We start from the raw sequence: 23,521 nt of genomic DNA, 5'->3' as shown, positions 1-23,521 counted from the left end.
ATGCCTTTTCGTCAGGGCAGGATGCCCTGTCGAAAAGCCCCTCCCACCCTTCACGCACTTGATGGGCAGGACGCCCATCAAGCGCTCCCTCGGGGTGCCCTTCTCTTTGGTTACTTTCTCTTGGGCACGCAAGAGAAAGTAACTCGGGCCCGCAGGGGCCGAAAGCGCCGCAGGCAATGGCACACATCAACGCGACATGCATACCTGAGGCCGAAGGAACAGACATCCGTTGAGTCACCCCCGGATCAAGCCCTGGGATAACCCAACCTACGCAGCGAAGCGCCACGCACATAGCATTGCGCCCTCAAACGAGGGCGCAATAGAAAACCAGGCAAACGCAAAACACATCACACCATCGGCAAGTTCAACCCCTGCTCCTTCGCACACTTCACCGCGATGTCATACCCCGCATCCGCATGACGCATCACCCCCGTCCCCGGATCATTCCACAACACCCGCGCAATCCGCTGATCCGCCGCCTCACTGCCATCACACACAATCACCACACCACTGTGCTGGCTATACCCCATCCCCACACCACCACCATGATGCAAGCTGACCCACGTAGCCCCGCCCGCCACATTAAGCATCGCGTTGAGCAACGGCCAATCCGACACCGCATCGCTGCCATCGCGCATCGCTTCCGTCTCGCGATTGGGACTGGCCACCGACCCCGAATCCAGATGATCGCGCCCGATCACCACCGGCGCCTTCAGCTCGCCCTTGCGCACCATCTCGTTGAACGCCAGGCCCAGCTTGTGACGCTGTCCCAGGCCCACCCAGCAGATACGCGCCGGCAGGCCCTGGAAGCTGATGCGCTGCTCGGCCATGTCCAGCCAGTTGTGCAGATGCGGATCGTCCGGGATCAGTTCCTTCACCTTCGCATCGGTCTTGAGGATGTCTTCCGGATCGCCGGATAGCGCCACCCAGCGGAACGGGCCCACGCCACGGCAGAACAGCGGACGCACGAAGGCCGGCACGAAGCCCGGGAAATCGAAGGCGTTGGCGCAGCCTTCGTCCTTGGCCATCTGGCGGATGTTGTTGCCGTAGTCGAAGGTGGGAATGCCCTGCGCATGGAATGCGAGCATCGCTTCCACATGCTGCTTCATCGATTTCTTGGCCGCATCGCGCGTGCCGTTCGGATCGCTCTTGCGGCGCTCGAACCACTGCTCCACCGTCCAGCTCTGCGGCAGATAGCCGTTGACCGGATCGTGCGCGCTGGTCTGGTCGGTTACCGCATCGGGCCTGACGCCGCGGCGCACCAGTTCGGGCAGGATGTCGGCGGCATTGCCGAGCAGTGCGATCGACTTGGCTTCGCCGGACTTGGTGTATTTCTCGATGCGCGCCAGCGCGTCATCGATATCGTTCGCCTGTTCGTCGACGTAGCGCGTCTTCAGGCGAAAATCGATGCGGCTCTGCTGGCATTCGATATTCAGGCTGCTGGCGCCGGCGAGCGATGCCGCCAGCGGCTGCGCACCGCCCATGCCGCCCAGGCCCGCGGTGAGAATCCACTTGCCCTTGAGGCTGCCGCCGTAATGCTGGCGGCCCATTTCCACGAAAGTTTCGTAGGTGCCCTGCACGATGCCCTGCGAGCCGATATAGATCCACGAGCCGGCCGTCATCTGGCCGTACATCATCAGGCCTTTGCGATCGAGCTCGTTGAAGTGTTCCCAGTTGGCCCAGGCCGGCACCAGGTTGGAATTGGCGATCAGCACGCGCGGTGCATCCGGATGGGTGGGAAACACGCCGACCGGCTTGCCCGACTGCACCAGCAGGGTTTCGTTGTCGTTGAGCTCGCGCAGTGCGCGCAGGATGGCGTCGAAGCACTCCCAGTTGCGCGCGGCGCGGCCGATGCCGCCGTATACCACCAGCTCCGCGGGATTTTCCGCCACGGCCGGGTCCAGGTTGTTCTGGAGCATGCGGTACGGTGCTTCGGTGAGCCAGCTCTTGCAGCTCAGCGCCGTGCCGTGCGGGGCGCGGATGGTGCGGGTGGTGTCGATGCGGGTGGGCGCGTTCATCGGAATACCTGCGACTGCCATGGGGAAAGACAGCCATTATGGTCGTCCCCTTTCCCGGCCGCCAACTGCAGTGCGGCAAAAGTGCGGCCGCGGCGGTCGGGGCTGCAGTCCCCTAAATCGATGTAACCGGCCATTCCGTTCGCACGAAGCACACGACAACGCACGCCGGCGGGCGCAAGATCGCCCAGGGGTAGCTGGCGTCCCGCCACAGAGGAAGCGCTCGCATGAATGCACCGTCCCAATTCCCCGCACCGCCACCGCTGAGCCGCAGCAGCATGCTGCTGCGCTTTGCGCTGATCGGTGCGGTCCTGCTGATTGTCGTGCTCGCCTTCGGCTATGTCGGCGGCTGGCTGGCGCCGCAGCGGCTTACCGCGCAGCGCATGGTCAATCAGCTGCAGGCCAATGCCGGGGTTTTTCCGGGCTATCGGCGCAATCACGCCAAGGGCGTATGCGTGGCCGGCTATTTCGACAGCAACGGCCAGGCCCAGGCGTTTTCGGTAGCGCAGGTGTTCGCGCCGGGCCGCACGCCGGTGGTGGGACGCTTCGCGGTGCCGGTCGGCAATCCGTATGCGCCGGACAGCAGCGCGCCGATCCGCAGCATGGCCTTGCGCTTCACTGAGGCGAACGGCCAGCAATGGCGTTCCGGCATGAACAGCATGCCGGTATTTCCGGTGGGCACGCCGCAGGCGTTCTTCGAGCTGTTGCAAGCGCAGCATCCCGATCCGGCCAGTGGCAAGCCGGATCCGGCCAAGCTCGGTGCGTTTTTCGCTTCGCATCCGGAAACGTCGGCTTTTCTCGCCTGGGTGAAAACCGCGAAGCCGTCGGCAAGCTATGCCACGGAAAGTTATTGGAGCTTGAACGCCTTTGTGCTGGTCGATGCGAACGGCGACAAGCATCCGGTGCGTTGGCGCATGGTGGCGGAGAACGGCAACAGCACGCCCGGCGGCAGCGATCCGAATTATCTGGATGCCGATCTGGCGCAACGGCTCGCGCAAGGTCCGCAGCGCTGGCATTTGGTGCTCACGCTGGCCAGCCCCGGCGATCCCACCGACGATGCCAGCAAGGAATGGCCGGCGGATCGCCATGAAGTCGATGCAGGCACGCTTGTGCTCACCGGCACCGAGCCGCAGGAAAGCGGCCCCTGCCGTGACATCAACTACGACCCGACGGTGCTACCCAACGGCATCCAGATCTCGGACGATCCGCTGCTGCCTGCACGCTCGGCGGCGTACGCCACCTCGTATCTGCGTCGCACCAGTGAAGAGGCGCATCTGCCCGGTACTGCCGCCAGCCATACGGAGGCCAAGTGATGACGCGCTCACCCACTCAATTCGTGCTCGCCGCACGCGTGCTGCACTGGCTGATGGCGCTGCTGATCGTGTCGATGCTGTTTATCGGCGTGGGCATGGTGGCTTCGGTATCCGAGCGGCATGCGTGGCTGATCAGCATCCATAAGCCGCTGGGCATCGCGATTCTGTTGTTGGCCGTGGTGCGCCTGATCGTGCGCTTGCGCAATCCGCCACCGCCGCTGCCGGCCGATCTGCCCGCACTGCAGAAATTTGCCGCGCATGCATCGCACTGGCTGCTGTATGTGCTGATGCTGCTGATCCCGCTGGTCGGCTGGGCGATGCTGTCGGCAGGCGGTTATCCGGTGATGCTGAGCGATTCGCTGCGCCTGCCGTCGATCTTCCCCGCCAATGCGGTGGCGTTTGCGGTGCTCCGGCATGCGCATGCATGGTTGGCGATGTTGTTGCTGCTCACCTTCCTGGCGCATCTGGGTGCGGCGCTTTATCACGGGCTGATCCGCCGCGATGGCGTGTTGCGCAGCATGGTCGGCGGCCGCGCGCCATAGTGCAGCGCCAACTGCGCAGCCTGGGTTGCATTTCCAGGCTGCGCCCGCCTTGGCATTGATGTCCGAAAACGGCGAGTTTCGCCCCGGCAACGGTGCTAGCCTGCAGGGCATGTCCGAAGCCGCCCCACTCCCCACGCTCGATCTGCAAGCCTGCGAACGCGCCCGGCTGAGCCGCGATGCGCGTTTCGACGGGCTGTTCTTTATCGCCGTGCGCAGTACCGGCATTTATTGCCGGCCGGTGTGCCCGGCGCCCACCGCCAAGAGCGTGAACGTGCGCTTCTATGCCACCGCGGCCGCAGCGGAAGCGGCCGGCTTTCGGCCCTGCCTGCGCTGCCGCCCGGAACTGGCGCCGGGCAACGATGCCTGGCAGCGCGGCGATCATGTGGTAACGCGTGCCTTGAAGCTGATCGAAGGCGGCCTGCTGCAGGAGCAGCCGGTGGAAGAACTGGCGCGCCGGGTCGGTGTCGGCGCACGGCAATTGCGCCGGCTGTTCGTCGAACGGCTGGGCGCCCCGCCGATCGATGTGCACACCACTCGCCGCCTGCTGTTCGCCAAGCAGTTGCTGACCGAAACGCGCATGCCCGTTACCGATGTGGCGCTCGCGTCCGGCTTCGGCAGCCTGCGCCGTTTCAACGCAGCGTTTGCGCAGGCGAATCGAATCCAGCCGCGCGAACTGCGCCGTCATCCGCATGCCGGCAATGACGACAGCCTCAGCCTGAAACTCAGCTACCGGCCGCCTTACGATTTCGGCGCCATGCTGGCGTTTCTGCGCGGACGTGCGCTGCCGGGGATCGAATGCGTCGACGAAACCGGTTATGCGCGCGTGTTCGGCACGCCGCAGGCGCCGGGCTGGCTGCGCTTGAGCGCATGGTCTGGCGATGAGCACGCGTTGCGGCTGCAACTGCATTGTCCGCAACCGGCGCAGATGCTGACGGTGGTGACGCGGATCCGCCGCATGTTCGATCTCGATGCCGATCCGCAAGCTATCGGCGCGGCCCTGCAGACCACACCGCAGATGAAAGCGCTGTTGCGCAAACGGCCAGGCTTGCGCCTGCCAGGTAGTTGGGATGGTTTTGAAGTGGCGGTACGCGCGATTCTCGGCCAGCAGGTCAGCGTGGCCGCGGCACGTACACTGGCCTCGCGCATCGTGCAGCGCTACGGCGTGGCGCTGCCGGTGTCGATCGCGCCCGGCCTGGAACGTTTGTTCCCCGGACCGGAAGCCTTGGCCGATGCCGATCTGCGTTCGCTCGGCATCATCACTGCACGCGCCGAAACCATCCGCGGCGTGGCGCGTGCGGTGCTGGATGGCCGGGTGGATTTTCGCGTCGAGCAATCGCTGGATGAATTTGTCGAACGCTGGGTCGCGCTGCCCGGCATTGGCGAATGGACTGCGCACTACATGGCCATGCGTGGACTCAGTCATCCGGATGCGTTTCCTGCGGCCGACCTGATCCTGCGCCGCGCGGCGGCGGAGGGCGACAGCTTGCTCAGCACGCGCGCACTTACCAACTTGGCCGAAGCATGGCGTCCCTGGCGCGCCTACTCGGTGATGCATCTGTGGCGCAGCATGAGCGAGCCGGCAAAACGGCCGCGCGCTACGCGGAAGGAGGTCACGGCATGAGCACGGCGCACGACACTGTCTGGTACGACTATCTGTCCACGCCGATCGGCAAGCTCCTGCTCGCTGCCGATACGCAAGGCCTGCGCGAGGTGTGGTTCGAAACCGGCCGGCATCAGCGCGAACCGGCTTCGACCTGGCAACGCCAAGCCACCAGGCTGGACTTTGCGCGCAAGCAGCTGGATGAGTATTTCGCCGGCGAGCGGCAGGATTTCGACTTGCCGCTGCATCCGCTGGGCACACCCTTCCAGGTACAGGTGTGGCATACGCTGGCCAGGATTCCGTATGGCACCACCATCAGCTATGCCGAGCTAGCTCGACGCATCGGCCAGCCACTGGCGGTACGCGCAGTGGGCGCCGCCAACGGACGCAATCCGCTGCCGATCGTGCTGCCCTGCCATCGCGTGATCGGCAGTGACGGCAGCCTCACTGGTTTCGGCGGTGGTTTGCCGACCAAGCGTTTTCTGCTGGGGCTGGAAGATCGCATCGTGCATGGCGATCTGTTCGGCCAGGGCGCCACCTAAACGCCATAAAACCGTCTGGCAAGCGGCCTGCGTGCCGGCTAGCATCGCGTGCTCGCCACCAGGGGATCCCCATGCATCAACGCGCGCTGCGCTGTTTCGTATTTGCTACGTGCGCGCTGCTTGCGCCCTGGCTTGCCGGCGCCACCTCGCCGGACCTCACGCGCAGCGCGGAGCAACCGATGTTTGCCGCCGCAGGTGCGCCGGGCATGGTGATTGCGGTGGTCGATGGCGATACGGTCAGCATCCATGGCTACGGCGAAACGCGCCCCGGCAGCAAGCAGCTTCCCGATGCGCATTCGCTGTTGCACATCGGTTCGCTGTCCAAGCTGCTGGCCGCCGACCTGATGGTCAAGCTGGCCGCGCAGGATGCCTTGCGCCTCACCGATCCCCTGCAGCGCTATGCACCGGACGGAATGCGGCTGCCCGTGTCCGGGCGCCCCATCACCTTGTTCGATCTGGCCACGCATACCAGCGGTCTGCCGCGACAGGCCGATCTGCCGGCCGGCGCATTGCCGTATGCAAAGGCACGCTGGATCTGGCTGCAGCAGCAGAAAACATTGTCCGCGCCGGGGCACGTCGCGCTCTACTCCAATCTGGCATTCGATTTTCTCGCCGATGCCCTGGGCAAGGCTGCGGGCAGCACTTACGAACAGGCCTTGCAGCACTACGTGACGCAGCCACTGGGCATGCGCGATACCACCGCAACACCTTCGGCGGAACAGTGCGCGCGCCTGCTCGCCGGCCGCGATGCAACGCCCTGCACCAGCGCCAGCGACAACGCCGGCAGCGGCAGCATGTATGCCAGCGCCGCCGACATGGCGGCCTGGATGAAACAGCAGCTGGGCCTGGGCCAGCAAGGTGTCGATCCGCAAACCGCGATCAGCCAGGCGATCTATTTTCAACGCCAGTCGCTGGCCGATGTGCAGGGCATGGATCACGCCGGCCACGCGGACGGCCTCGGCCTGGGCTGGGTGCTGCTGGCCGCGAGTGCGCAGCAGCCGGCGATCCTGGAAAAGACCGGCGGCTACGGCGGCTTCATGTCGTACATGGCCTTGGCGCCGGGGCAGAAGATCGGTGTATTCGTGGCGGTGACGCGCATGGATCTGCCAGCGCTTCACGCCATCACCACACAGGTAAATGCCCTGGTCGCCAAGCTGACCGAGCAGGCGCATCATCACGGCGCCTAGACGGTGCCGGGTCGCACCATGCCCTGGCGTAGACGCAGGTGTATTCGCGGCAGGCACGAAGCTGTCGGCGGCCTGTCGGCGCGACAGCGTTGAGGAGAAGGCAGCGCTGGCCATCGCATAAAAAAAAGAACGCGCGGAGGCTTCGATGAATACCGAATCTTCGTTTGCCGATCGGTTGATCGCGAAACTGGATCTGCTGCCGCATCCGGAAGGCGGCTGGTACCGGCAAACCCATCGCAGCGAGGAACGCATTCTGCGTTCGGCGGCCGATCAAACCCGCATCGAGCGGCGCGCATCCACCGCCATCTATTACCTGCTGAACAATGGCGACTACTCCGCCTGGCATCGCATCGATGCCGACGAGCTGTGGCATTTCCATCTGGGCGATCCGCTGTTTATCCACATGCTGCATCCGCAGGGCGAGCTGGTGACGCGCATCCTGGGCAATACGCTGGAGCAGCCGGATGGCACCTTCCAGGTGCTGGTGCCGGCGGGCTACTGGTTTGCCGCGGAGCGCACCGGTCCGCGCGGCTATACGTTGGCCGGCTGCACGGTAGCGCCGGGCTTCGAGTTCGAACATTTCGAGCTGGCCAGCATGCCGGATCTGCTGCGACGCTATTCCGGGCATCGTGCCTTGCTTGAACGGCTTGCGCCCAAGGTGGGGGCCGACGCCTAGCGCCGTAGGGCCTACAATGCGCGGCTTCACCGCGAGCAATGCATGGCCTCTACCGCACACCACTCCCCTAGCCTGGCGATCATCGGCGGCGGTCCGGCCGGACTGATGGCGGCCGAGACGGCGCGCGCCCACGGCATCGAGGTGGATCTCTACGAAGCCAAGGGTTCGGTGGGGCGCAAATTTCTGATCGCCGGCAAGGGCGGCATGAATCTTACCCACGGCGAAGCGCGGCCCGCGTTCGACCAGCGCTATGCCGAACGCGCTGACGCGGTCGGTACATGGCTGGACGATTTCGACGCCGACGCGCTGCGCGCGTGGGCGCTGGGGCTGGGCGTGGATACCTTCGTCGGCAGCTCCGGGCGCGTTTTTCCGCGCGATCTGAAAGCGGCCCCGCTGTTGCGCGCCTGGGTGCATCGCCTGCGCGAAAGCGGTGTGCGTTTCCACGTGCATCATCGCTGGCTGGGCTGGAACGACGATGGCGCCCTGCGCTTTGCAACGCCCACCGGCGAACACCGCGTGACGCCCTCGGCCGCAATCTTTGCGTTGGGCGGCGGCAGCTGGCCGCAGCTGGGTTCGGATGGTGCATGGCAAGCGGTGCTGGCCGCTCGTCAGGTGGACATCGCGCCACTGCAGGCCGCCAATTGCGGCTTCGATATCGGCTGGAGCGAATACCTGTCGACGCGCTACGCAGGCGCGCCCTTGAAGCCGGTCGTCGCGCACTGGCGCGACGCCAGCGGCCACGGCCATCGGCGCCAGGGCGAATGCGTGCTCACCGCCACCGGCATCGAAGGCAGCCTGATTTATGCGTTATCGGCCACCCTGCGCGAAGCGATCGCCAGGCACGGTCAGACCACGCTGGAACTGGATCTGGCACCTGACCGCAGCCCCGAACGCCTGCAACAGGATCTGGCCAAGCCGCGCGGCAGCCGCTCGCTCGGCGAGCATCTGCGCCGGCACACCGGCCTCAGCGGTGTGAAAGTCGCCCTGCTGCATGAAGTGCTGGACAAGCCGCAGCTCGACGATCTCCACACATTGGCGCGCACGATCAAGCGCCTGCCGCTGCGGCTCACGCAGGCACGCCCGATCGCCGAGGCGATCAGCAGTGCCGGCGGTGTACGCCTGGAAGGCCTGGACGACGCCCTGATGCTGCGCGCCTTGCCCGGTGTGTTCTGTGCCGGCGAAATGCTCGACTGGGAAGCGCCCACCGGCGGCTATCTGCTGACCGCCTGCTTTGCCAGCGGTTATCGCGCCGGCCGTGGCGCGGCCACATGGCTGGCCAGGACACACGCGCCGGCATGACCCGGCACGCGCAGCCTTAGCCTTACAAGCCCAGGTCGCTCAGGCCCGGATAATCGTCCGGCCGGCGCCCCTGCGGCCAATGGTATTTGCGCTCCGCTGCGGCAATCGGCACATCGTTGATGCTGGCGTGGCGCTGGGCCATCAGGCCGTTTTCGTCGAACAGCCAGTTCTCGTTGCCGTAGGAACGGAACCAGTTGCCGGAATCGTCGTGCCATTCGTAGGCGAAACGCACGGCGATGCGATTGCCCTCGAACGCCCACAGCTCCTTGATCAGCCGGTACTCCAGTTCGCGCGCCCATTTGCGGGTAAGAAAATCCACGATCGTGCCGCGGCCCTGCAGAAATTCGGCGCGATTGCGCCAGCGGCTGTCCGGCGTATAGGCCAGGGCCACACGCGCCGGGTCGCGGCTGTTCCAGGCATCTTCGGCCAGGCGTACTTTCTGCACCGCGGTCTCGTGGGTAAAGGGCGGCAACGGGGGACGCTGTTCGTTCGGGGACATGGGGACTCCGGCAGATGGGGGACGGGCTCGCACGACTTATACGCCGGCCTGCCGCAAACCGCGCCGCCGGGCTGGCGGCAGCCGTTCAAGAACTTGCGTCGGGCACAAGCTGTTTTAGTCATACAACTAGGCCATTATTGGCAGGTTGTCTTTCGCTATTTATACGGATCGTCTGCATGAAATACCTGCCCCGCCTGCTGCTTGCTTCGCTGGTCGCCCTCAACGCCGGCTGCGTCTTCCACCACGGCTCCGGCCCATCCACGCCGCCGCCGGAAAGCAAGGCCGAGCAGGCGAAGGCGGCCGTCACCGCGCCGCTGCTGCTGATTTCCATCGATGCCTTCCGCGCCGACTACATCACGCGCGGCATCACGCCGAACCTGCAGGCAATGGCCGACAGCGGTGTGCACGCCGACGGCATGCAGCCTTCGTTTCCGTCGCTGACCTTCCCCAATCACTACGCCATCGTCACCGGCCTGGTGCCGGACCATAACGGCATCGTCGACAACAACATGCTCGATCCGGAACTGGGCCGCTTCTCGCTCAGCGATCGCAAGGCCGCCGGCAATGGCATGTGGTGGGACGAAGCCACGCCGCTGTGGGAAACCGCCGACGCCGCCGGCCTGCGCACGGCCACCATGTTCTGGCCCGGCTCCGAAGCGGATATCCAGGGCAAGCATCCGGATTTCTGGAAACCCTACGACGCCAAGGTCACTGCCGATCAGCGCGTGGACCAGGTACTGGCCTGGCTGGACCTGCCCACCGATCAGCGCCCCACCTTCCTCACCCTGTACTTCGACCAGGTGGACAAGAACGGCCACCACTACGGGCCCGATTCGCCGCAGGTCAATCAGGCCCTGAGCGATACCGATGCGGCGATCGGCCGCCTGGTCGACGGCCTGCGCCAGCGCGGCCTGTACGACAAGATCAACATCATCGTGCTGGCCGACCACGGCATGGCCAGCGTGCCGGTGGACCACAGCATCCTGATCGACAAGCTGATCGACATGAGCGAGGTGGAATCGGTGACGATGGGCGAGATCGCCGGCTTCAATCCCAAGCGCAAGCATGATTTCAATGCGATCGAAGAGAAGCTGGAGCAGCCGCAGCAGCATATGCAGTGCTGGGACAAGACGCGCATCCCGAAGCGCTTCAACTACGGTTCCAATGCGCGCGTGCCGCAGCTGGTATGCCTGGCCGACGTGGGCTGGCGCATTACCACCGAAGAGTACCTGGCCAAGCACAAGGGCACGCTGAGCCTGGGCGAGCACGGCTACGACAATGCCGATCCGCTGATGCAGGCGCTGTTTATCGCGCACGGGCCGGCGTTCCAGAGCGGCATCCGCTATCACAGCTTCCCGAATGTGGATGTGTATCCGTTGATGGCGCATCTGTTGGGTATTACGCCGGCTTTCAATGATGGGCATCTGGGGGATGTGAAAGGGATGCTGAAGCCGGTGCCGGCGGCAGCGGCGCAGCACTAAGCCGATGGCATCACGCCCTCCCCTGCGCCAGCAGAGGAAGGTCGGGGTGGGGTTGCACGCGCTTGCCTCAAGCCCGGGATCATCGCGCAGGGTCGGATCGGTAAAACGCATGTTCCGGGGCCAGCTCGGCCAACCCCACCCGAGCCCTCCCCTGCCGTCGCAGGGGAGGGAATGGATTGCGCAGGGATTAAACGCTTGAGGCTTGGGCCGCCAGCGACGAAAGTAGCGGCCATGAGCATCGAACTCCGCCACCTGCGCTACTTCGTCACCGTCGCCGACACGCTGCATTTCGGCAAAGCCGCCGAACGCCTGGGCATGTCCCAGCCGCCGCTCAGCCAGCAGATCCGCCAGCTCGAAGAAACGGTCGGTGCGCGCCTGCTTATGCGCACCAACCGGCGCGTGGCGCTGACCGAGCCGGGGCGCCTGTTCCTCGGCGAAGCCCGCGACATTCTCGCCAGGGTGGAGCGCGCCGCCGAACTGGCGCAGCGTGCGCAGCGCGGCGAGCTGGGCGAGCTGCGCATCGGCTTCACTCGCACCACGCCGCTGTCGCAGGATATTCCTCGCGCCATCTTCGCCTTCCGCCAACGCTATCCGGCGGTGCATCTGCAACTGGAAGAGATGAATTCGCTGCAGCAGATCGATGCGCTGCTGGAGCGCAAGCTGCATGTGGGCATTCTGCGCCCTGGCGTATTGCCGAAGGCGCTCGTATCCAAGCGCTTGTTCCGCGATCCGCTGGTGGCAGTGATGCATGCCGATCATCCGGCGCTGAAAAGCGTGGGCGCGCGCGGCAAGCTGCCGGCCAAGGCGCTGGCGCAGGAGCCTTTCGTGATGTTTGCGCGCAGTGCCGGCGCCGGTGTCTACGAGCACGCGCTTTCGCTATGCCGTGCGGCCGGCTTCGCCCCGCGCATCGCGCAGGAGGCGCGCGAGGCATCCACCATCATCGGGCTGGTCGCGGCGGGCCTGGGCGTATCGATTCTTCCGGAGTCGTGCAGCCACATCAACGTGGAAGGTGTGCGCTATGTGCCGCTGACCGATCCTTCCGCCATGTCGGAAATCCATGTGGTGTACCGCGACGACGAGCGCCTGCCGCTGCTGCCGCATTTCATCCAGCTGATTCTTGGCAATACGAAGAGTCGCTAGGCGACGTAGTTGCTGATCTCGACCAGGTTGCCGTCGGGATCGCGCAAATACACCGAACGGATCGGTCCACGCGCGCCAGTGCGCGCCACCGGCCCCGCTTCGATCGGCACGCCGCACTGCTCGATATGCGCCAGCACCTCATCCAGCGGCACCGCGGTGATCAGGCAGAAATCGCCCGAACCCGGCATGGGCTGCATCGCCTTGGGTTCGAACTCATGATGATGCTGATGCAGGTTGATCTTCTGCATGCCGAACGCCAGCGCCTTGCGCCCTTCGCCGAAGCTCACCACCTGCATGCCCAGCACGCGCGTATAGAACGCGCAGGTGGCGTCGATATCGGCCACGGTAAGTACAAAGTGATCGAGGCGATCGATCTTCATGGCATGGCTCCCTTGCTCATCGGCGTAGGTGGCGTGACGATCTGCGGCAACGGCTGCAGCCGGTACAGCCACAGCGCGATCAGCAGGCCCAGCAGCACCAGCGCACCGACGAACCAGGCCACGCCGTTCCAGCCGGCGGCGGCGTAGAACAGGCCGCCGCTGGCGCCCGCCACGCTCGAGCCCATGTAGTAACTGAACAAATACATCGACGAGGCCTGCGCCTTGGCCACGCCACCGCGCCGCCCCACCCAACTGCTGACCACCGAGTGGCCGCCGAAGAAACCGAAGGTGATCGCCGTGATACCCAGCACGATCAGCCAGATCGACGCGAGCATCGTGCACGCTGTGCCGGCCAGCATCAGGGCGAATGCCGTCCACAGCACTTTGCGGCGTCCCAGCTTGCCGGCCAGATGCCCCATCCACGCCGAGCTGAAAGTGCCGATCAAATAAATGCCGAAGATGAGGCCGACTACGCTCTGGCTGAGGTTGTATGGCGGTGCCAGCAGGCGATAGCCCAGATAGTTGTAGACCGTGACGAAGGCGCCGAGCAGCAGGAAGCCTTCCACAAACAGCCACGGCAGGCCGGCATCGCCGAACATGCCGGCAAAGCGCGCCCACAATGCACGCCACTGCAGCGGCTTGGCCTGGAAATGGCGCGACGCCGGCAGCGCCCGCCAGAACACCAGGCCGGACAGCAGGCCGATCACGCCGACCACCGCGATACCTATGCGCCAGCCGAAGTAATCGGCCACCACGCCGGAAATCAGGCGCCCGCTCATGCCACCGACTGCACTGCCGCTGATGTAGAGCCCCATGCCCAGGCCGATCGATTCGGCATGCATTTCTTCGGTGAGATAGGTCATCGCCACCGCCGGCAGGCCGCTCAAGGTGATGCCGAGCAAGGTGCGGATGGTGAGCAACGCATACCAGTTCGGCATCAGCGCGCTGAGCAGCACCAGCACGGCCGATGACAACAGCGAGGCCACCATCACCGACTTGCGGCCCCATGCATCCGAAACGCCGCCGGCAAACAGCATCGCGAACGCCAGCACGCCGGTGGTTACCGACAACGATAAAGCGCTGACCGCGGCGCTGACCCCGTAGTGCTGACTGAACAGCGGCATCAGCGGCTGCACGCAGTACAACAGGCCGAACGTGGCCAGGCCCGCGGCAAACAGTGCCAGATTGGTGCGCCTGAAGGCCGGCGTGCCGTGACGGATCAGGTCCTCGCTGGACCAGGCGACCGGCGTGCCTGCCGTGGCGGCAGAGGTATTGGCGTTCATGGCGCAAGCATAGTTGGCGCTGCGCGGAGGATCGATAGCACCGCACCTCCGGCTCGATAGCCGGGAGATATCAATCGATCACACGGCCTGCACCTCAGGCCGCGCTTTGGCCGGTTGCGCCACCACCGCGCGCAGTTGCGCCAGCACCGCGGCCGGCGCTTCCAGATTGGCGTGATGCCCGGCGCCGTCGATGACCATTGCACGCGCATGCGCTATGCCTTGCAGCAGTTCGCGCGCCAGCTGATGCACCTCGCGCTGATCTTCGCTGCCGACCAGCAGCAGGGTGGGCACCGCGATCTCGTGCAGGCGTTCCAGCGCACTGGGTTGCGCTGTGCGCTGATCGATCGCGGCGCGCGTCCAGTAGCTGCTTTCGCGCTTGAACAACTTTGCCGTCATCGCCTCGGTGTGCTTGCGCACCGTCGGATCCACTTCACTCGGTGCACGGCAGGGACCATCGGTGAAGGCGCGCAGTGAGCTGTCGATCAGGCCGTTCACGTCCATGGTGCCCAGCGCCTGCAGGAAAGCGCGCGCTGCCGGCGTGCTGTCGGCAAAACGCCCCCAATAGCCGGCGCCGACAAAGATCAGCGCGCTGACGCGTTGCGGATGCGCCAGCGTGAAATCCAGCGCCGTGGCCGCGCCGCCGGAGCAGGCCAGCAAGGCCGTGCGCCGGATACCGCGTGCATCGAGCACGGCGGCGAGGTCTTCGTGATGTGCGTAACTGCCCGGCTCGATACTGGAGCGGCCGAAGCCGCGGGCGTCGTAGCGCAGCACCTGATGGGTCTTCGCCAGGGTGGCGAATTCATGGTCCCATTGCCCGCTGTCGACCAGAAAGCCGTGCAGCATGGTGATGGTGTCGCCGGTGCCGGCTTCTTCGGCGTACAGGCGGGCGTGCTGGGTGTCGATCCAGTGCGAAGTCGTGTTGGTCATGGCGAAGTTTCCTTTAAGGCGCCCTTTGCGATGCGCAAAGGGCGATAACACGAAGCCGCGAAAGCTCAGCGTGAAGCGTTGAACGATTGCGCCTGCACCGCCGGTACGAACACGCCGGGTGCATAGCCGGCCGGTTTGTCGCCCACCGCTACGCCGCCGTGCAACCGCGTCTGCTGGACATCGGCGAACATGTAATACGGGAACGGCTTATCTGGCGCACTGGCGGCATCCAGACGTGCACGCAATGCCGCCGGCAGCTCGAACGACAGCGCGGCGAGATTAGCGTCGAGCTGCTCCAGCTTGGTCGCGCCGATGATCACCGAGGCGATGCCAGGCTGCGTGGTAGCCCAATTCAACGCCACCTGCGCCATGCTATGCCCCGCTTCCTTCGCCACCTGCTCCAGCTCGGCAACGATCTTCCAGTTGCGCTCGGTAAAACGCTGGAAGCCCGGCTGGGTCAGCGCGATCTTGGTCAGGCGCCCGTCGCCCGCCCCGCCCTGCTCGCTCGGCTTGTACTTGCCCGACAGCAGGCCCATCGCCAGCGGACTCCAGGCTGTGATGCCCATGCCCAGGTTCTGCGCCAGCGGCACGTATTCGTGTTCGATATGCCGTTCGGTCAGCGAGTACTCCAGCTGCATGTTCACCAGCGGGGTCAGTGCATACGCTTCGGCATAGGTCTGCGCACGAGCCGCGTACCAGGCGGGCACGTCGGACAGGCCGGCGTAGCGGATCTTGCCGGCGCGTACCAGGTCGTCGAAGGTGCGCATCACTTCTTCCGCCGGGGTAACGCGATCCCAGGTGTGCAGCAGGTACAGGTCGATGTAGTCGGTGCGCAGGCGGCGCAGCGAGCTTTCCACCGCACGCATGATGTTCTTGCGGCCGTTGCCGCCGGCATTCGGATTGCCCGGCTGGCCGTTGTAGCTGAACTTGGTGGCCAGCACCACGCGATCGCGGGTGCCGCTGTCCTGGATGAACTGGCCTAGGAGGGTTTCGCTGCTGCCTTCGGTGTAGAGGTCGGCGGTATCGATGAAGTTGCCGCCAGCATCCAGATAACGGTCGAACATGGCCCGCGCGGTATCGGCCGCGGCGCCCCAGCCCCAGTTTTCGCCGAAGGTCATGGCGCCCAGGGCAAGCCGGCTGACGCGCAGGCCGGAGCGGCCGAGGGTGTAGTACTGGTCGAGCGACATGGCGGTGACTCCGTGGTGGAAGATGGGACGCAGTGTGCGCGCCGGCATTCCACAGAAAAACCGCCAATGGCTTGATGCATTATTTAGCTGAACTAACTAATCTGCAGCCAACCCCGCTTCCGGCACCCCGCCATGCGCGACCACTACGCCCTGCGCGCTTTCCGCGCGATCGCCGAGCACGGCAGCTTCACCCGCGCCGCCGCCGCGCTGGAGGTGACGCCTTCGGCGCTGAGCCAGACCGTGCAGCAACTGGAGCAGCAGCTCGGCACACGGCTATTGCAGCGGACCACCCGCCGCGTCGGCCTTACCGAAGCCGGCCAGGAAATGCTGCTGCGCATTGCGCCTGCACTAAATGAACTGGAAGCGGCGATGGATGCGATCCGCCAGCATGCCGACCGTCCGCGCGGCACCTTGCGCCTGACTGTGCCGATGATGGTCTCGCAAACCATCATCGAACCGATGCTGGCTGAATTCATGGCGCGCTGGCCGGAGGTGCAACTGGATATCCGGGTGGACAACCATCTCAGCGACCTGGTCGCCGAAGGCCTGGATGCCGGCATCCGGCTCGGCGAAAGCGTGCAGCGCGACATGGTGGCGGTGCCGCTGGGCGGCCCGCTGCATGCAGTGGTGGTGGGGTCGCCGGCTTATTTTCAACGCCACGGTTATCCGAAAACGCCCAAAGATTTGCAGCATCACAACTGCATCAAGTTCCGCCTGCCCAGCAGCGGTGCGATCTATCGCTGGGAATTCGCGCATCGCAGCGGCGCGCAAAAAGGACGCTGGTACGAGATTGCCGTGGACGGCAACCTCACGCTCAACGATATCTCGCTGGCGTTGCGCGCAGTCGAAGACGGCATCGCGCTGTTGTCAGTGCTGGAAATTTCCGCACGCGCCGGGCTGGAAGCCGGACGCCTGGAACGTGTGCTCGAACCCTGGTTGCCGCCGTTCGAGGGCTTTTACCTGTATTACCCGAGCCGGTTCCAGGTGCCGCCCAAACTGCGCGTATTTATCGACTTCATTCGTGAATGGACCGGACGCGGAACGATGGCCTCTTCATCGTCCCGCGCCGCGCCATGACAGCAAGACCCTGACGCTCAGTGATAACGCCAGTAGCCACCCACCCAGACGTGACTCGGGCCCCAGTAACCCGGTACCCATACACGGGCCGGACGCGGTGCCACGACCACGCAACCGGTCTGCGCCAGGGTGCCACCCAGCACGGCCAGTGCAATCAGCAAGACGGAAAAATAACGGCGCATGGTGCTCTCCTCTATGAGCGTGGAACTCATGTCGGAAAACGCATGCTCGAATGATCGCGATGACGGCGCGAAGCTGAACTGATGCCGAGGGTTCAGGCCCGCCGTCAGGCCAGTGAAAGCAGATTCATTGACGGTATCTGCGTACGCCCGCGTGCGCTGCCGGCAAAGCTGCGCGGTAAAAGTTACGCGTTCTGTACGTGGCGGCCGCGAACTTTTATCCGTTTTCTATATCGAATCCATCACGCTACGCATCGTGCTGAACGCACCATCCAAAAACAATAACGAGATTCTGATTTATCCCCTGCACCACCCTTCCGATGTCCAGCAGGCTTGCAGCCGGAGGCCGCCACGCGAGGTAGCGGGCAGCAGCCTTCCGATGATCCGGCTCCGGCTGCAAACCTGCTGGACATCGAAAGGGGAACCAACCCTTTACTGCTGCGCCAGGCGCTCCACTGCGGCGCGATAACGCGCGGCAATGCGCACTTCGTCGTGATGACGGAAATCGCGCACCACCCAGTGACCGCCAGCCATCACATCGCGCACCAGCGGTGTATTGCCGGCGAACAGATAGCTGTCCATCGCGGAGCGCGCATCGCGCGCGGCGAGCAGCGGCGATTCGTTGTCGAGCACGATTACATCGGCACGCGCGCCGGTGCGCAGTGCGCCGATCGGCAAATCCGCTGCCTGCGCGCCGCCCTGTAGGGCAGCACGCCACAGCGTTTCGCCCACACTGTCACCCGCATGGCGTGCGGCTACGTTGCGATGGCGCGTGCTCAGGCGCTGGCCGTATTCCAGCCAGCGCAATTCTTCTACTGGCGAGATGGAGATGTGCGAATCCGAGCCGATGCCCAGCGTGCCGTTGGCATCCAGATAGCGCGCCAGCGGAAACAGACCGTCGCCCAGGTTGGCCTCGGTCGTGGGGCACAAGCCGGCCACCGCACCGCTGCGCGCAATCTGCGCGGTTTCCGCCTCGGTGAGATGGGTGGCGTGCACCAGGCACCAGCGCCGGTCGACCGGCGCATGCTCGAACAGCCATTCCACCGGACGCGCACCGCGGGTGGCGAGGCAATCCTGCACTTCGCCGATCTGCTCGGCGATATGGATATGGATCGGGCCGCTCTGCAGCGCCTGGCTGTCGATCACGCCACGCCACGCGCTTTCCGGAATCGCACGCAGCGAATGCAGGGCCACGCCTACGCGCAGCTGATCGTTCTCGCGCTTACGCAGGTCGCCGAGCAAACGCAGGTAGCTGTCCACGTCATGGCCGAAGCGACGCTGACGTGCCGACAGCGGACGCCCGTCGAAACCGCCGCTTATGTACAGCACCGGCAACAAGGTCAGCGCGATACCGGCTTCGCGCGCGGCCTCGATCAGGGCCAGCGACATCGCTTCCGACTGTGCGTAGGGCGTACCGTCGGGCTGATGATGCAGGTAATGGAATTCGCAGACCTGGGTGTAGCCGGCCTTGAGCATTTCCACATACAGCTGGGCCGCAATCGCCTGCAAGGTGTCCGGATCGATGCGGGCGGCGAAGCTGTACATGGTTTCGCGCCAGGTCCAGAAGGAATCGTCGCCCGGCCCGCGGCGCTCGGCCAGCCCGGCCATGGCGCGCTGGAAGGCGTGTGAATGCAGATTGGGCATGCCCGGCAATACCCAGCTGCCGAGATAGTGCGGCGAATCCTCGCCGGCAGCGGCGAGATAACCGCGCTCGTCGACCGCAAACACGGCATCGCCCTGCCATGCCGCGTCCTGCCACAGCTGTCTTGCCTTGAATGTGCGGATTGCAGCGTTGGTGCTCATGCATCATCTCCGTGGAACCGGGGCGCGTATCGCCGCCATCATAAACAGCCGCTAAAGTGTAGCCGGCTTGCTCGCATTCGCTTCACCTTGCTTACGAAAGGATGAGGAAATGGCCAAGAAAAACGAAAACACGCCCAAGCTCACCCTGCGCCAGGCCATTCCCGCCGATGTACCGGCCCTGGTCGACCTCACCGCCCGCATCTACACCGCCGAATGGGGCCATTCGGCGGAAATGCTGCGCTCCCAGCAGACGCACTTTCCGGAAGGCCAGTTCGTGGTGGAGTACGAGGGCAATATCGTCGGCTATTGCGCCACCTTCCGCCTCGACGAAGCATTGGCGCTGAAACCGCATACCTGGATGCAGATTACCGGCGGCGGCATGGCCTCGCGCCACAATCCCGACGGCAACTGGCTGTACGGCATGGAAGTGGTGGTGCATCCGGACTACCGCGGCATGCGCATCGGCCAGCGCCTGTATCAGGCACGCAAGCGGCTGTGCATCGACCTGAAACTGCGCGGCATCACCTTCGGCGGCCGCATCCCCGGACTGGCGCGCAACGTGCAGCGCTACGGCAATGCGGAAGCCTATGTGCAGGCGGTGATCGAGGGAAAGCGGCGCGATCCTACCTTGAGCTTCCAGCTCGCCAACGACTTCGAGTTTATCGGCTTGCTGCGCGCTTACGTGCCGATGGACTATGACTCGCTCGGCTACGGCGCGCATCTGATCTGGCGCAATCCGGCGCTGATGAACCAGCCGGATATCCCCGCCGTCAAATCGCCGCAGAACCTGCCCGACCTGGTGCGCGTAGCTACCGTGCAGTACCAGCAGCGGCGGATCAAATCGTTCGAGGAATTCGCCACCCACGTGGAGTATTTCACCGATATCGCGGCCGACTACAACGCGGATTTCGTCACCTTTCCCGAACTGATCACGCTGCAATTGCTGTCGATCGAGAATGAAGAGCTTTCGCCGGTGGAAACCATCCGCAAGCTCAGTCACTACACGCCGCAGGTGAAGGAACTCTTCAGCCGCCTGGCGGTGCACTACAACATCAATATCGTGGCCGGCTCGCATCCTACCGAACAGCCGAACGGCGACATCCACAACGTGTGCTACGTGTGCCTGCGCGACGGCTCCATCCACGAACGCGAGAAACTGCATCCCACGCCGAGCGAGCGTGTGGTGTGGAATATCACCGGTGGCGACAGCGCCGCCACCATCCAGACCGACTGCGGCCCGATCGGCGTGATGATCTGCTACGACTCCGAATTTCCGGAAGTAGCCCGCCACCTGGCCGACCAGGGCGCGCTGATTTTGTTCGTGCCGTTCTGCACCGATGTGCGCGAGGGTTATCTGCGCGTGCGCTATTGCTCGCAGGCGCGCGCGGTGGAAAACCAGTGCTACGTAGTGCTGTCGGGCAACGTCGGCAACCTGCCCGGCGTCAACAACTTCGATATCCAGTACGGCCAGAGCTGCATTCTTACGCCCAGCGATTTTCCGTTCGCGCGCGACGGTATTGCGGCCGATTCCACCCCGAATATCGAAACCGTGCTGTTTGCCGATCTGCGCCTGGAAAGCCTCGCGCGAGCACGCAATGCCGGTGCCGTGCAGAACCTGAAAGACCGCCGCTACGATCTCTACGAGACGCGCTGGCTAAGCAAATCGCGCTGACGCCGAGGCGGCTTTGGGCGTTCTGTCATAATCGGCAAATGCCCGAATCCGCCGATCCCTCGAAGGCCGCCAATCCGCGTCTGCGTGCGGTGCTCGGTCATGAATTCTTCGCGCCCTATCAATGGAAGCGGCGCATCGCCCTGTGGAGTGGCGCGATTCTGGTCGCGCTGGCGGCCATCCTGTTTGCCAAGGCCAGCGACTGGGCCTATGCCCTGTTCCAGAAGATCCTGGCGCACGGGATCTGGATTCCGCTGCTGCTGACGCCAGTCGTGTTCGCGCTGCTGTCGTGGGTGACCGACGGCAAGCTGCGCGCCTCGCGCGGCAGCGGCATTCCGCAGGTGATTGCCACCATCCATATCGACGACGAAGGCTTTCGCTCGCGCATGCTGGCCTTGCCGATCGCCGCCAGCAAGATGGTGCTGACCTTGCTGGCCTTGATGGCGGGCGCCTCGATCGGCCGCGAAGGACCCACCGTGCATGTCGGCGCGGGCTTGATGTACTGGCTCGGGCGCCGCTTCGGCTTTGACGATTCCAAGGCGCTTTCGCGCTTCATCCTGGCCGGTGGCGCCGCGGGTATCGCAGCCGCATTCAACACGCCGCTGGCCGGCGTGGTGTTTGCCATCGAAGAACTGGCCGGCACTTTCGAACATCGTTTCAGCGGCTTGTTGCTGACCTCGGTATTTGTCGGCGGCGTGGTGTCGCTCGGTATCGTCGGCAACTACGCCTACTTCGGCACCGTGCAGGCCAGCCTGCCGCTGGGCCATGCCTGGCTGGCCGTGCTGGAGTGCGGCATCGGCTGCGGGCTGGCGGGCGGCTTGTTTGCGCGCCTGATCCTGCTCAGCCGCAGCGGTCCGCTCGCCGCCATCGGGCGCCTGCGCGAGCGTCATCCGGTGTGGTTTGCGGGCGCCTGCGGCCTGGCGTTGGCGCTGATCGGCGTGCTGTCGCACGACGCGGTATACGGCACCGGCTATGCGCAGGCGCGCGCCTTTGTGCAGGAAGCCTCCACCACGCCCGGGCACAGCTTCGGCTTCGCGAAATTGCTGGCCAATGTGGTGTCGTACTGGGCCGGCATTCCCGGCGGCATTTTCTCGCCTGCCCTGGCGGTCGGCGCGGGCCTGGGCCACAACATCGCCCTGCTGCTGCCGCATGCACCAGAGGCGGCGGTGGTGCTGCTGGGCATGAGCGCGTATTTGTCCGGGGTCACCGGCGCGCCGCTTACCTCGGCGGTGATCGCGATGGAACTGACCAACAACCAGGAGATGGTGATACCGATCATGGCCGCCTGCCTGCTTGCGCGCGCAGCCGCCTCGATTTTCTGCCCCACGCCGGTGTACCGGGATTTCGCCGAACGCATGATCCAGGACTACGAGCGGCAGCAAGTAAAACCTGCCCAGGCCGAGGATATCGGCCCAACCAGCACCTACGGCGAACCCGCCGCACCGGTCCCCATCACGCCAACCGACGAATCCAAGCCATGAACTGGGATCTTTTGCTGACGCATGCTTCGCTGGCCACCTTCGTGGGCGAAGCCAGCTATGGACTGATCACCGATGCGGCAATTGCCTGCCAGGATGGCCGTATCGCCTGGATCGGCGCGATGCGCGACCTGCCCGCCGCTTCCGCCGCGGCCGCGCTGGAGGTGCATAACCTGGAAGGAGCCCTGGTTACGCCGGGCCTGATCGATTGCCACACGCATCTGGTCTTCGGCGGCGATCGCGCGCAGGAATTCGATTTGCGCCTCAATGGCGCCAGCTACGAAGACATCGCGCGCGCCGGCGGCGGCATCGTCTCGACCGTACGCGCCACCCGCCACGCGAGCGAGGACGAGCTGCTCGCCCAGTCGCTGCCACGCGCACGCGCCCTGCTGGCCGATGGCGTCACCACGCTGGAAATCAAATCCGGCTACGGACTGGAGCTGGAAGCAGAACGGCGCATGCTGCGCGTAGCCAGGCGCATCGGCGAAACGCTCGGCGTGCATGTGCAGACCAGCTTTCTGGGCCTGCATGCACTGCCGCCGGAGTACAAGGACCGCCGCGATGACTACGTCGCCCTGGTCTGCAACGCATTGCTGCCGGTGCTGGCCAATGAAGGCCTGGTGGATGCCGTGGATGCGTTCTGCGAAGGCATCGGTTTCACGCGTGCAGAAACGCAGCGGGTATTCGAGCACGCGCGGCAACTGGGGCTGCGCGTGAAGCTGCATGCGGAGCAGTTGTCCGATCTGGATGGTGCGGCGCTGGTGGCCGAGTTCGGCGGCTTGTCCGCCGATCATCTCGAATACCTCAGCGATGCCGGCATCCAGGCCATGGCGCGCGCCGGCACCGTTGCCGTGCTGCTGCCCGGCGCGTTTTACGCCTTGCGCGAAACCAAGCTGCCGCCGGTGGATGCCTTGCGCTCGCATGGCGTGGCGATGGCGATCGCCACCGACTGCAATCCCGGCACCTCGCCCCTGCTGTCGCTGCGCCTGGCCGCCAATATGGCCTGCACCTTGTTCCGGCTCACCCCGGAAGAAGCCTTGCGCGGCGTGACGGTGAACGCGGCGCGCGCGCTGAACCTGTCCGATCGCGGCACGCTGGCAGTCGGCAAGCGCGCCGATCTGGTCGCGTGGCAGGTGCGCCAGCCGGCCGAGCTCTGCTACTGGGTCGGCGGCGGCCTGGTGCGCCAGGTCTGGCTCGGCGGCGTGGCGGTCAACGCTGCGGCATAAAAAAAGCCCTCGCGGTGG

The 23,521-nt window shown here is 65.0% G+C and carries 21 protein-coding genes; 13 read left to right on the top strand and 8 right to left on the bottom strand.

All coding sequences use genetic code 11. The features are described 5' to 3' along the window. Positions 1-347: 347 nt before the first annotated feature. Positions 348-2,018: a urocanate hydratase gene (gene hutU, locus IGX34_RS21420; RefSeq protein WP_192557798.1), complete on the bottom strand. Its 1,671-nt coding sequence runs from the start codon at positions 2,016-2,018 to the stop codon at positions 348-350. Positions 2,019-2,242: 224 nt separating this feature from the next. Here hutU and IGX34_RS21415 point away from each other — a divergent pair, with 224 nt between their 5' ends. From IGX34_RS21415 to IGX34_RS21385, 7 genes are all read left to right on the top strand, one after another. Continuing rightward, positions 2,243-3,328: a catalase gene (locus IGX34_RS21415; RefSeq protein ID WP_192557797.1), complete on the top strand. Its 1,086-nt coding sequence runs from the start codon at positions 2,243-2,245 to the stop codon at positions 3,326-3,328. Next, positions 3,328-3,870 carry a cytochrome b gene (locus IGX34_RS21410; protein WP_192557796.1) on the top strand — a complete coding sequence of 181 codons (543 nt, stop codon included), beginning with the start codon at positions 3,328-3,330 and terminating at the stop codon, positions 3,868-3,870. The genes IGX34_RS21415 and IGX34_RS21410 overlap by 1 nt, the downstream gene beginning before the upstream one ends. Positions 3,871-3,979: 109 nt before the next feature. Then, complete coding sequence (locus IGX34_RS21405; RefSeq protein ID WP_192557801.1) at positions 3,980-5,491, top strand: DNA-3-methyladenine glycosylase 2 family protein; 1,512 nt, start codon at positions 3,980-3,982, stop codon at positions 5,489-5,491. Next, positions 5,488-6,012, top strand: coding sequence for a methylated-DNA--[protein]-cysteine S-methyltransferase (locus tag IGX34_RS21400; RefSeq protein ID WP_192557795.1), 525 nt, complete (start codon positions 5,488-5,490; stop codon positions 6,010-6,012). The genes IGX34_RS21405 and IGX34_RS21400 overlap by 4 nt, the downstream gene beginning before the upstream one ends. 71 nt (positions 6,013-6,083) lie before the next feature. After that, positions 6,084-7,199 (top strand): D-alanyl-D-alanine-carboxypeptidase/endopeptidase AmpH, encoded by a 1,116-nt coding sequence (gene ampH, locus IGX34_RS21395; RefSeq protein ID WP_192557794.1) that lies wholly within the window; start codon positions 6,084-6,086, stop codon positions 7,197-7,199. A gap of 145 nt (positions 7,200-7,344) precedes the next feature. Then, positions 7,345-7,875, top strand: a complete 531-nt coding sequence (locus IGX34_RS21390; RefSeq protein WP_192557793.1) for a cupin domain-containing protein — start codon at positions 7,345-7,347, stop codon at positions 7,873-7,875. A 42-nt stretch (positions 7,876-7,917) separates the two neighbouring features. Next, positions 7,918-9,174, top strand: a complete 1,257-nt coding sequence (locus IGX34_RS21385) for a TIGR03862 family flavoprotein (RefSeq protein ID WP_192557792.1) — start codon at positions 7,918-7,920, stop codon at positions 9,172-9,174. A 22-nt stretch (positions 9,175-9,196) separates the two neighbouring features. Here IGX34_RS21385 and IGX34_RS21380 read toward each other — a convergent pair whose 3' ends face one another. Beyond that, positions 9,197-9,673: a nuclear transport factor 2 family protein gene (locus tag IGX34_RS21380; protein ID WP_192557791.1), complete on the bottom strand. Its 477-nt coding sequence runs from the start codon at positions 9,671-9,673 to the stop codon at positions 9,197-9,199. Between the two features lie 176 nt (positions 9,674-9,849). Between IGX34_RS21380 and IGX34_RS21375 the strand changes: the two genes are divergently transcribed. Then, the gene (locus IGX34_RS21375; RefSeq protein WP_192557790.1) at positions 9,850-11,154 is read left to right on the top strand and encodes an alkaline phosphatase family protein; all 1,305 of its coding nucleotides are present in this window, start codon (positions 9,850-9,852) and stop codon (positions 11,152-11,154) included. Between the two features lie 231 nt (positions 11,155-11,385). Continuing rightward, a complete protein-coding gene (locus IGX34_RS21370; RefSeq protein ID WP_192557789.1) occupies positions 11,386-12,294 on the top strand; it encodes a LysR family transcriptional regulator in 909 nt (302 codons plus the stop codon). On the opposite strand, the gene IGX34_RS21365 is transcribed toward IGX34_RS21370, so the two are convergent. The 4 genes from IGX34_RS21365 to IGX34_RS21350 all read right to left on the bottom strand — a co-directional run bounded on the left by IGX34_RS21365 (position 12,291) and on the right by IGX34_RS21350 (position 16,071). After that, positions 12,291-12,674, bottom strand: coding sequence for a VOC family protein (locus IGX34_RS21365; protein ID WP_192557788.1), 384 nt, complete (start codon positions 12,672-12,674; stop codon positions 12,291-12,293). The two genes, IGX34_RS21370 and IGX34_RS21365, sit on opposite strands and share 4 nt — an antisense overlap. Next, entirely contained in the window at positions 12,671-13,957 is a 1,287-nt protein-coding gene (locus IGX34_RS21360; RefSeq protein ID WP_192557787.1) for an MFS transporter, read from the bottom strand. The genes IGX34_RS21365 and IGX34_RS21360 overlap by 4 nt, the downstream gene beginning before the upstream one ends. A 78-nt stretch (positions 13,958-14,035) precedes the next feature. After that, positions 14,036-14,884 carry an alpha/beta fold hydrolase gene (locus IGX34_RS21355; RefSeq protein ID WP_192557786.1) on the bottom strand — a complete coding sequence of 283 codons (849 nt, stop codon included), beginning with the start codon at positions 14,882-14,884 and terminating at the stop codon, positions 14,036-14,038. A 65-nt stretch (positions 14,885-14,949) separates the two neighbouring features. Further along, positions 14,950-16,071 (bottom strand): aldo/keto reductase, encoded by a 1,122-nt coding sequence (locus IGX34_RS21350; RefSeq protein ID WP_192557785.1) that lies wholly within the window; start codon positions 16,069-16,071, stop codon positions 14,950-14,952. 132 nt (positions 16,072-16,203) lie between these two features. Here IGX34_RS21350 and IGX34_RS21345 point away from each other — a divergent pair, with 132 nt between their 5' ends. Further along, positions 16,204-17,148 carry a LysR family transcriptional regulator gene (locus IGX34_RS21345; RefSeq protein WP_192557784.1) on the top strand — a complete coding sequence of 315 codons (945 nt, stop codon included), beginning with the start codon at positions 16,204-16,206 and terminating at the stop codon, positions 17,146-17,148. A 17-nt stretch (positions 17,149-17,165) separates the two neighbouring features. Here the strand turns inward: IGX34_RS21345 and IGX34_RS21340 are convergent, their stop codons facing one another. After that, positions 17,166-17,330 carry a hypothetical protein gene (locus IGX34_RS21340; RefSeq protein ID WP_192557783.1) on the bottom strand — a complete coding sequence of 55 codons (165 nt, stop codon included), beginning with the start codon at positions 17,328-17,330 and terminating at the stop codon, positions 17,166-17,168. A gap of 429 nt (positions 17,331-17,759) precedes the next feature. Next, entirely contained in the window at positions 17,760-19,130 is a 1,371-nt protein-coding gene (locus IGX34_RS21335) for a formimidoylglutamate deiminase (protein ID WP_192557782.1), read from the bottom strand. 109 nt (positions 19,131-19,239) lie between these two features. On the opposite strand from IGX34_RS21335, the gene IGX34_RS21330 reads away from it, so the two are divergent. The 3 genes from IGX34_RS21330 to hutI are packed head-to-tail and all read left to right on the top strand — an operon-like array spanning position 19,240 to position 23,503. Continuing rightward, entirely contained in the window at positions 19,240-20,802 is a 1,563-nt protein-coding gene (locus IGX34_RS21330) for a bifunctional GNAT family N-acetyltransferase/carbon-nitrogen hydrolase family protein (protein WP_192557781.1), read from the top strand. A 38-nt stretch (positions 20,803-20,840) separates the two neighbouring features. Continuing rightward, positions 20,841-22,280, top strand: a complete 1,440-nt coding sequence (locus tag IGX34_RS21325; protein WP_192557780.1) for a chloride channel protein — start codon at positions 20,841-20,843, stop codon at positions 22,278-22,280. Beyond that, the gene (gene hutI / locus IGX34_RS21320) at positions 22,277-23,503 is read left to right on the top strand and encodes an imidazolonepropionase (protein ID WP_192557779.1); all 1,227 of its coding nucleotides are present in this window, start codon (positions 22,277-22,279) and stop codon (positions 23,501-23,503) included. The genes IGX34_RS21325 and hutI overlap by 4 nt, the downstream gene beginning before the upstream one ends. The last annotated feature ends 18 nt before the right edge of the window (positions 23,504-23,521 follow it).

The organism is Dyella acidiphila (assembly GCF_014863405.1).
In the GTDB taxonomy this organism is placed as follows: domain Bacteria; phylum Pseudomonadota; class Gammaproteobacteria; order Xanthomonadales; family Rhodanobacteraceae; genus Dyella_B; species Dyella_B acidiphila.
This window is presented reverse-complemented; position numbering and strand designations above follow the sequence as displayed.

Coding starts and splice junctions, on each gene's coding strand:
- IGX34_RS21405 (WP_192557801.1), top strand. CDS start 3,980: ATGTCCGAAGCCGCCCCACTCCCCACGCTCGATCTGCAAGCCTGCGAA.
- IGX34_RS21350 (WP_192557785.1), bottom strand. CDS start 16,071: ATGTCGCTCGACCAGTACTACACCCTCGGCCGCTCCGGCCTGCGCGTC.
- IGX34_RS21400 (WP_192557795.1), top strand. CDS start 5,488: ATGAGCACGGCGCACGACACTGTCTGGTACGACTATCTGTCCACGCCG.
- IGX34_RS21325 (WP_192557780.1), top strand. CDS start 20,841: ATGCCCGAATCCGCCGATCCCTCGAAGGCCGCCAATCCGCGTCTGCGT.
- IGX34_RS21385 (WP_192557792.1), top strand. CDS start 7,918: ATGGCCTCTACCGCACACCACTCCCCTAGCCTGGCGATCATCGGCGGC.
- ampH (WP_192557794.1), top strand. CDS start 6,084: ATGCATCAACGCGCGCTGCGCTGTTTCGTATTTGCTACGTGCGCGCTG.
- hutU (WP_192557798.1), bottom strand. CDS start 2,018: ATGAACGCGCCCACCCGCATCGACACCACCCGCACCATCCGCGCCCCG.
- IGX34_RS21415 (WP_192557797.1), top strand. CDS start 2,243: ATGAATGCACCGTCCCAATTCCCCGCACCGCCACCGCTGAGCCGCAGC.
- IGX34_RS21345 (WP_192557784.1), top strand. CDS start 16,204: ATGCGCGACCACTACGCCCTGCGCGCTTTCCGCGCGATCGCCGAGCAC.
- IGX34_RS21380 (WP_192557791.1), bottom strand. CDS start 9,673: ATGTCCCCGAACGAACAGCGTCCCCCGTTGCCGCCCTTTACCCACGAG.
- IGX34_RS21375 (WP_192557790.1), top strand. CDS start 9,850: ATGAAATACCTGCCCCGCCTGCTGCTTGCTTCGCTGGTCGCCCTCAAC.
- IGX34_RS21370 (WP_192557789.1), top strand. CDS start 11,386: ATGAGCATCGAACTCCGCCACCTGCGCTACTTCGTCACCGTCGCCGAC.
- IGX34_RS21360 (WP_192557787.1), bottom strand. CDS start 13,957: ATGAACGCCAATACCTCTGCCGCCACGGCAGGCACGCCGGTCGCCTGG.
- IGX34_RS21390 (WP_192557793.1), top strand. CDS start 7,345: ATGAATACCGAATCTTCGTTTGCCGATCGGTTGATCGCGAAACTGGAT.
- IGX34_RS21340 (WP_192557783.1), bottom strand. CDS start 17,330: ATGCGCCGTTATTTTTCCGTCTTGCTGATTGCACTGGCCGTGCTGGGT.
- IGX34_RS21410 (WP_192557796.1), top strand. CDS start 3,328: ATGACGCGCTCACCCACTCAATTCGTGCTCGCCGCACGCGTGCTGCAC.
- hutI (WP_192557779.1), top strand. CDS start 22,277: ATGAACTGGGATCTTTTGCTGACGCATGCTTCGCTGGCCACCTTCGTG.
- IGX34_RS21355 (WP_192557786.1), bottom strand. CDS start 14,884: ATGACCAACACGACTTCGCACTGGATCGACACCCAGCACGCCCGCCTG.
- IGX34_RS21330 (WP_192557781.1), top strand. CDS start 19,240: ATGGCCAAGAAAAACGAAAACACGCCCAAGCTCACCCTGCGCCAGGCC.
- IGX34_RS21365 (WP_192557788.1), bottom strand. CDS start 12,674: ATGAAGATCGATCGCCTCGATCACTTTGTACTTACCGTGGCCGATATC.
- IGX34_RS21335 (WP_192557782.1), bottom strand. CDS start 19,130: ATGAGCACCAACGCTGCAATCCGCACATTCAAGGCAAGACAGCTGTGG.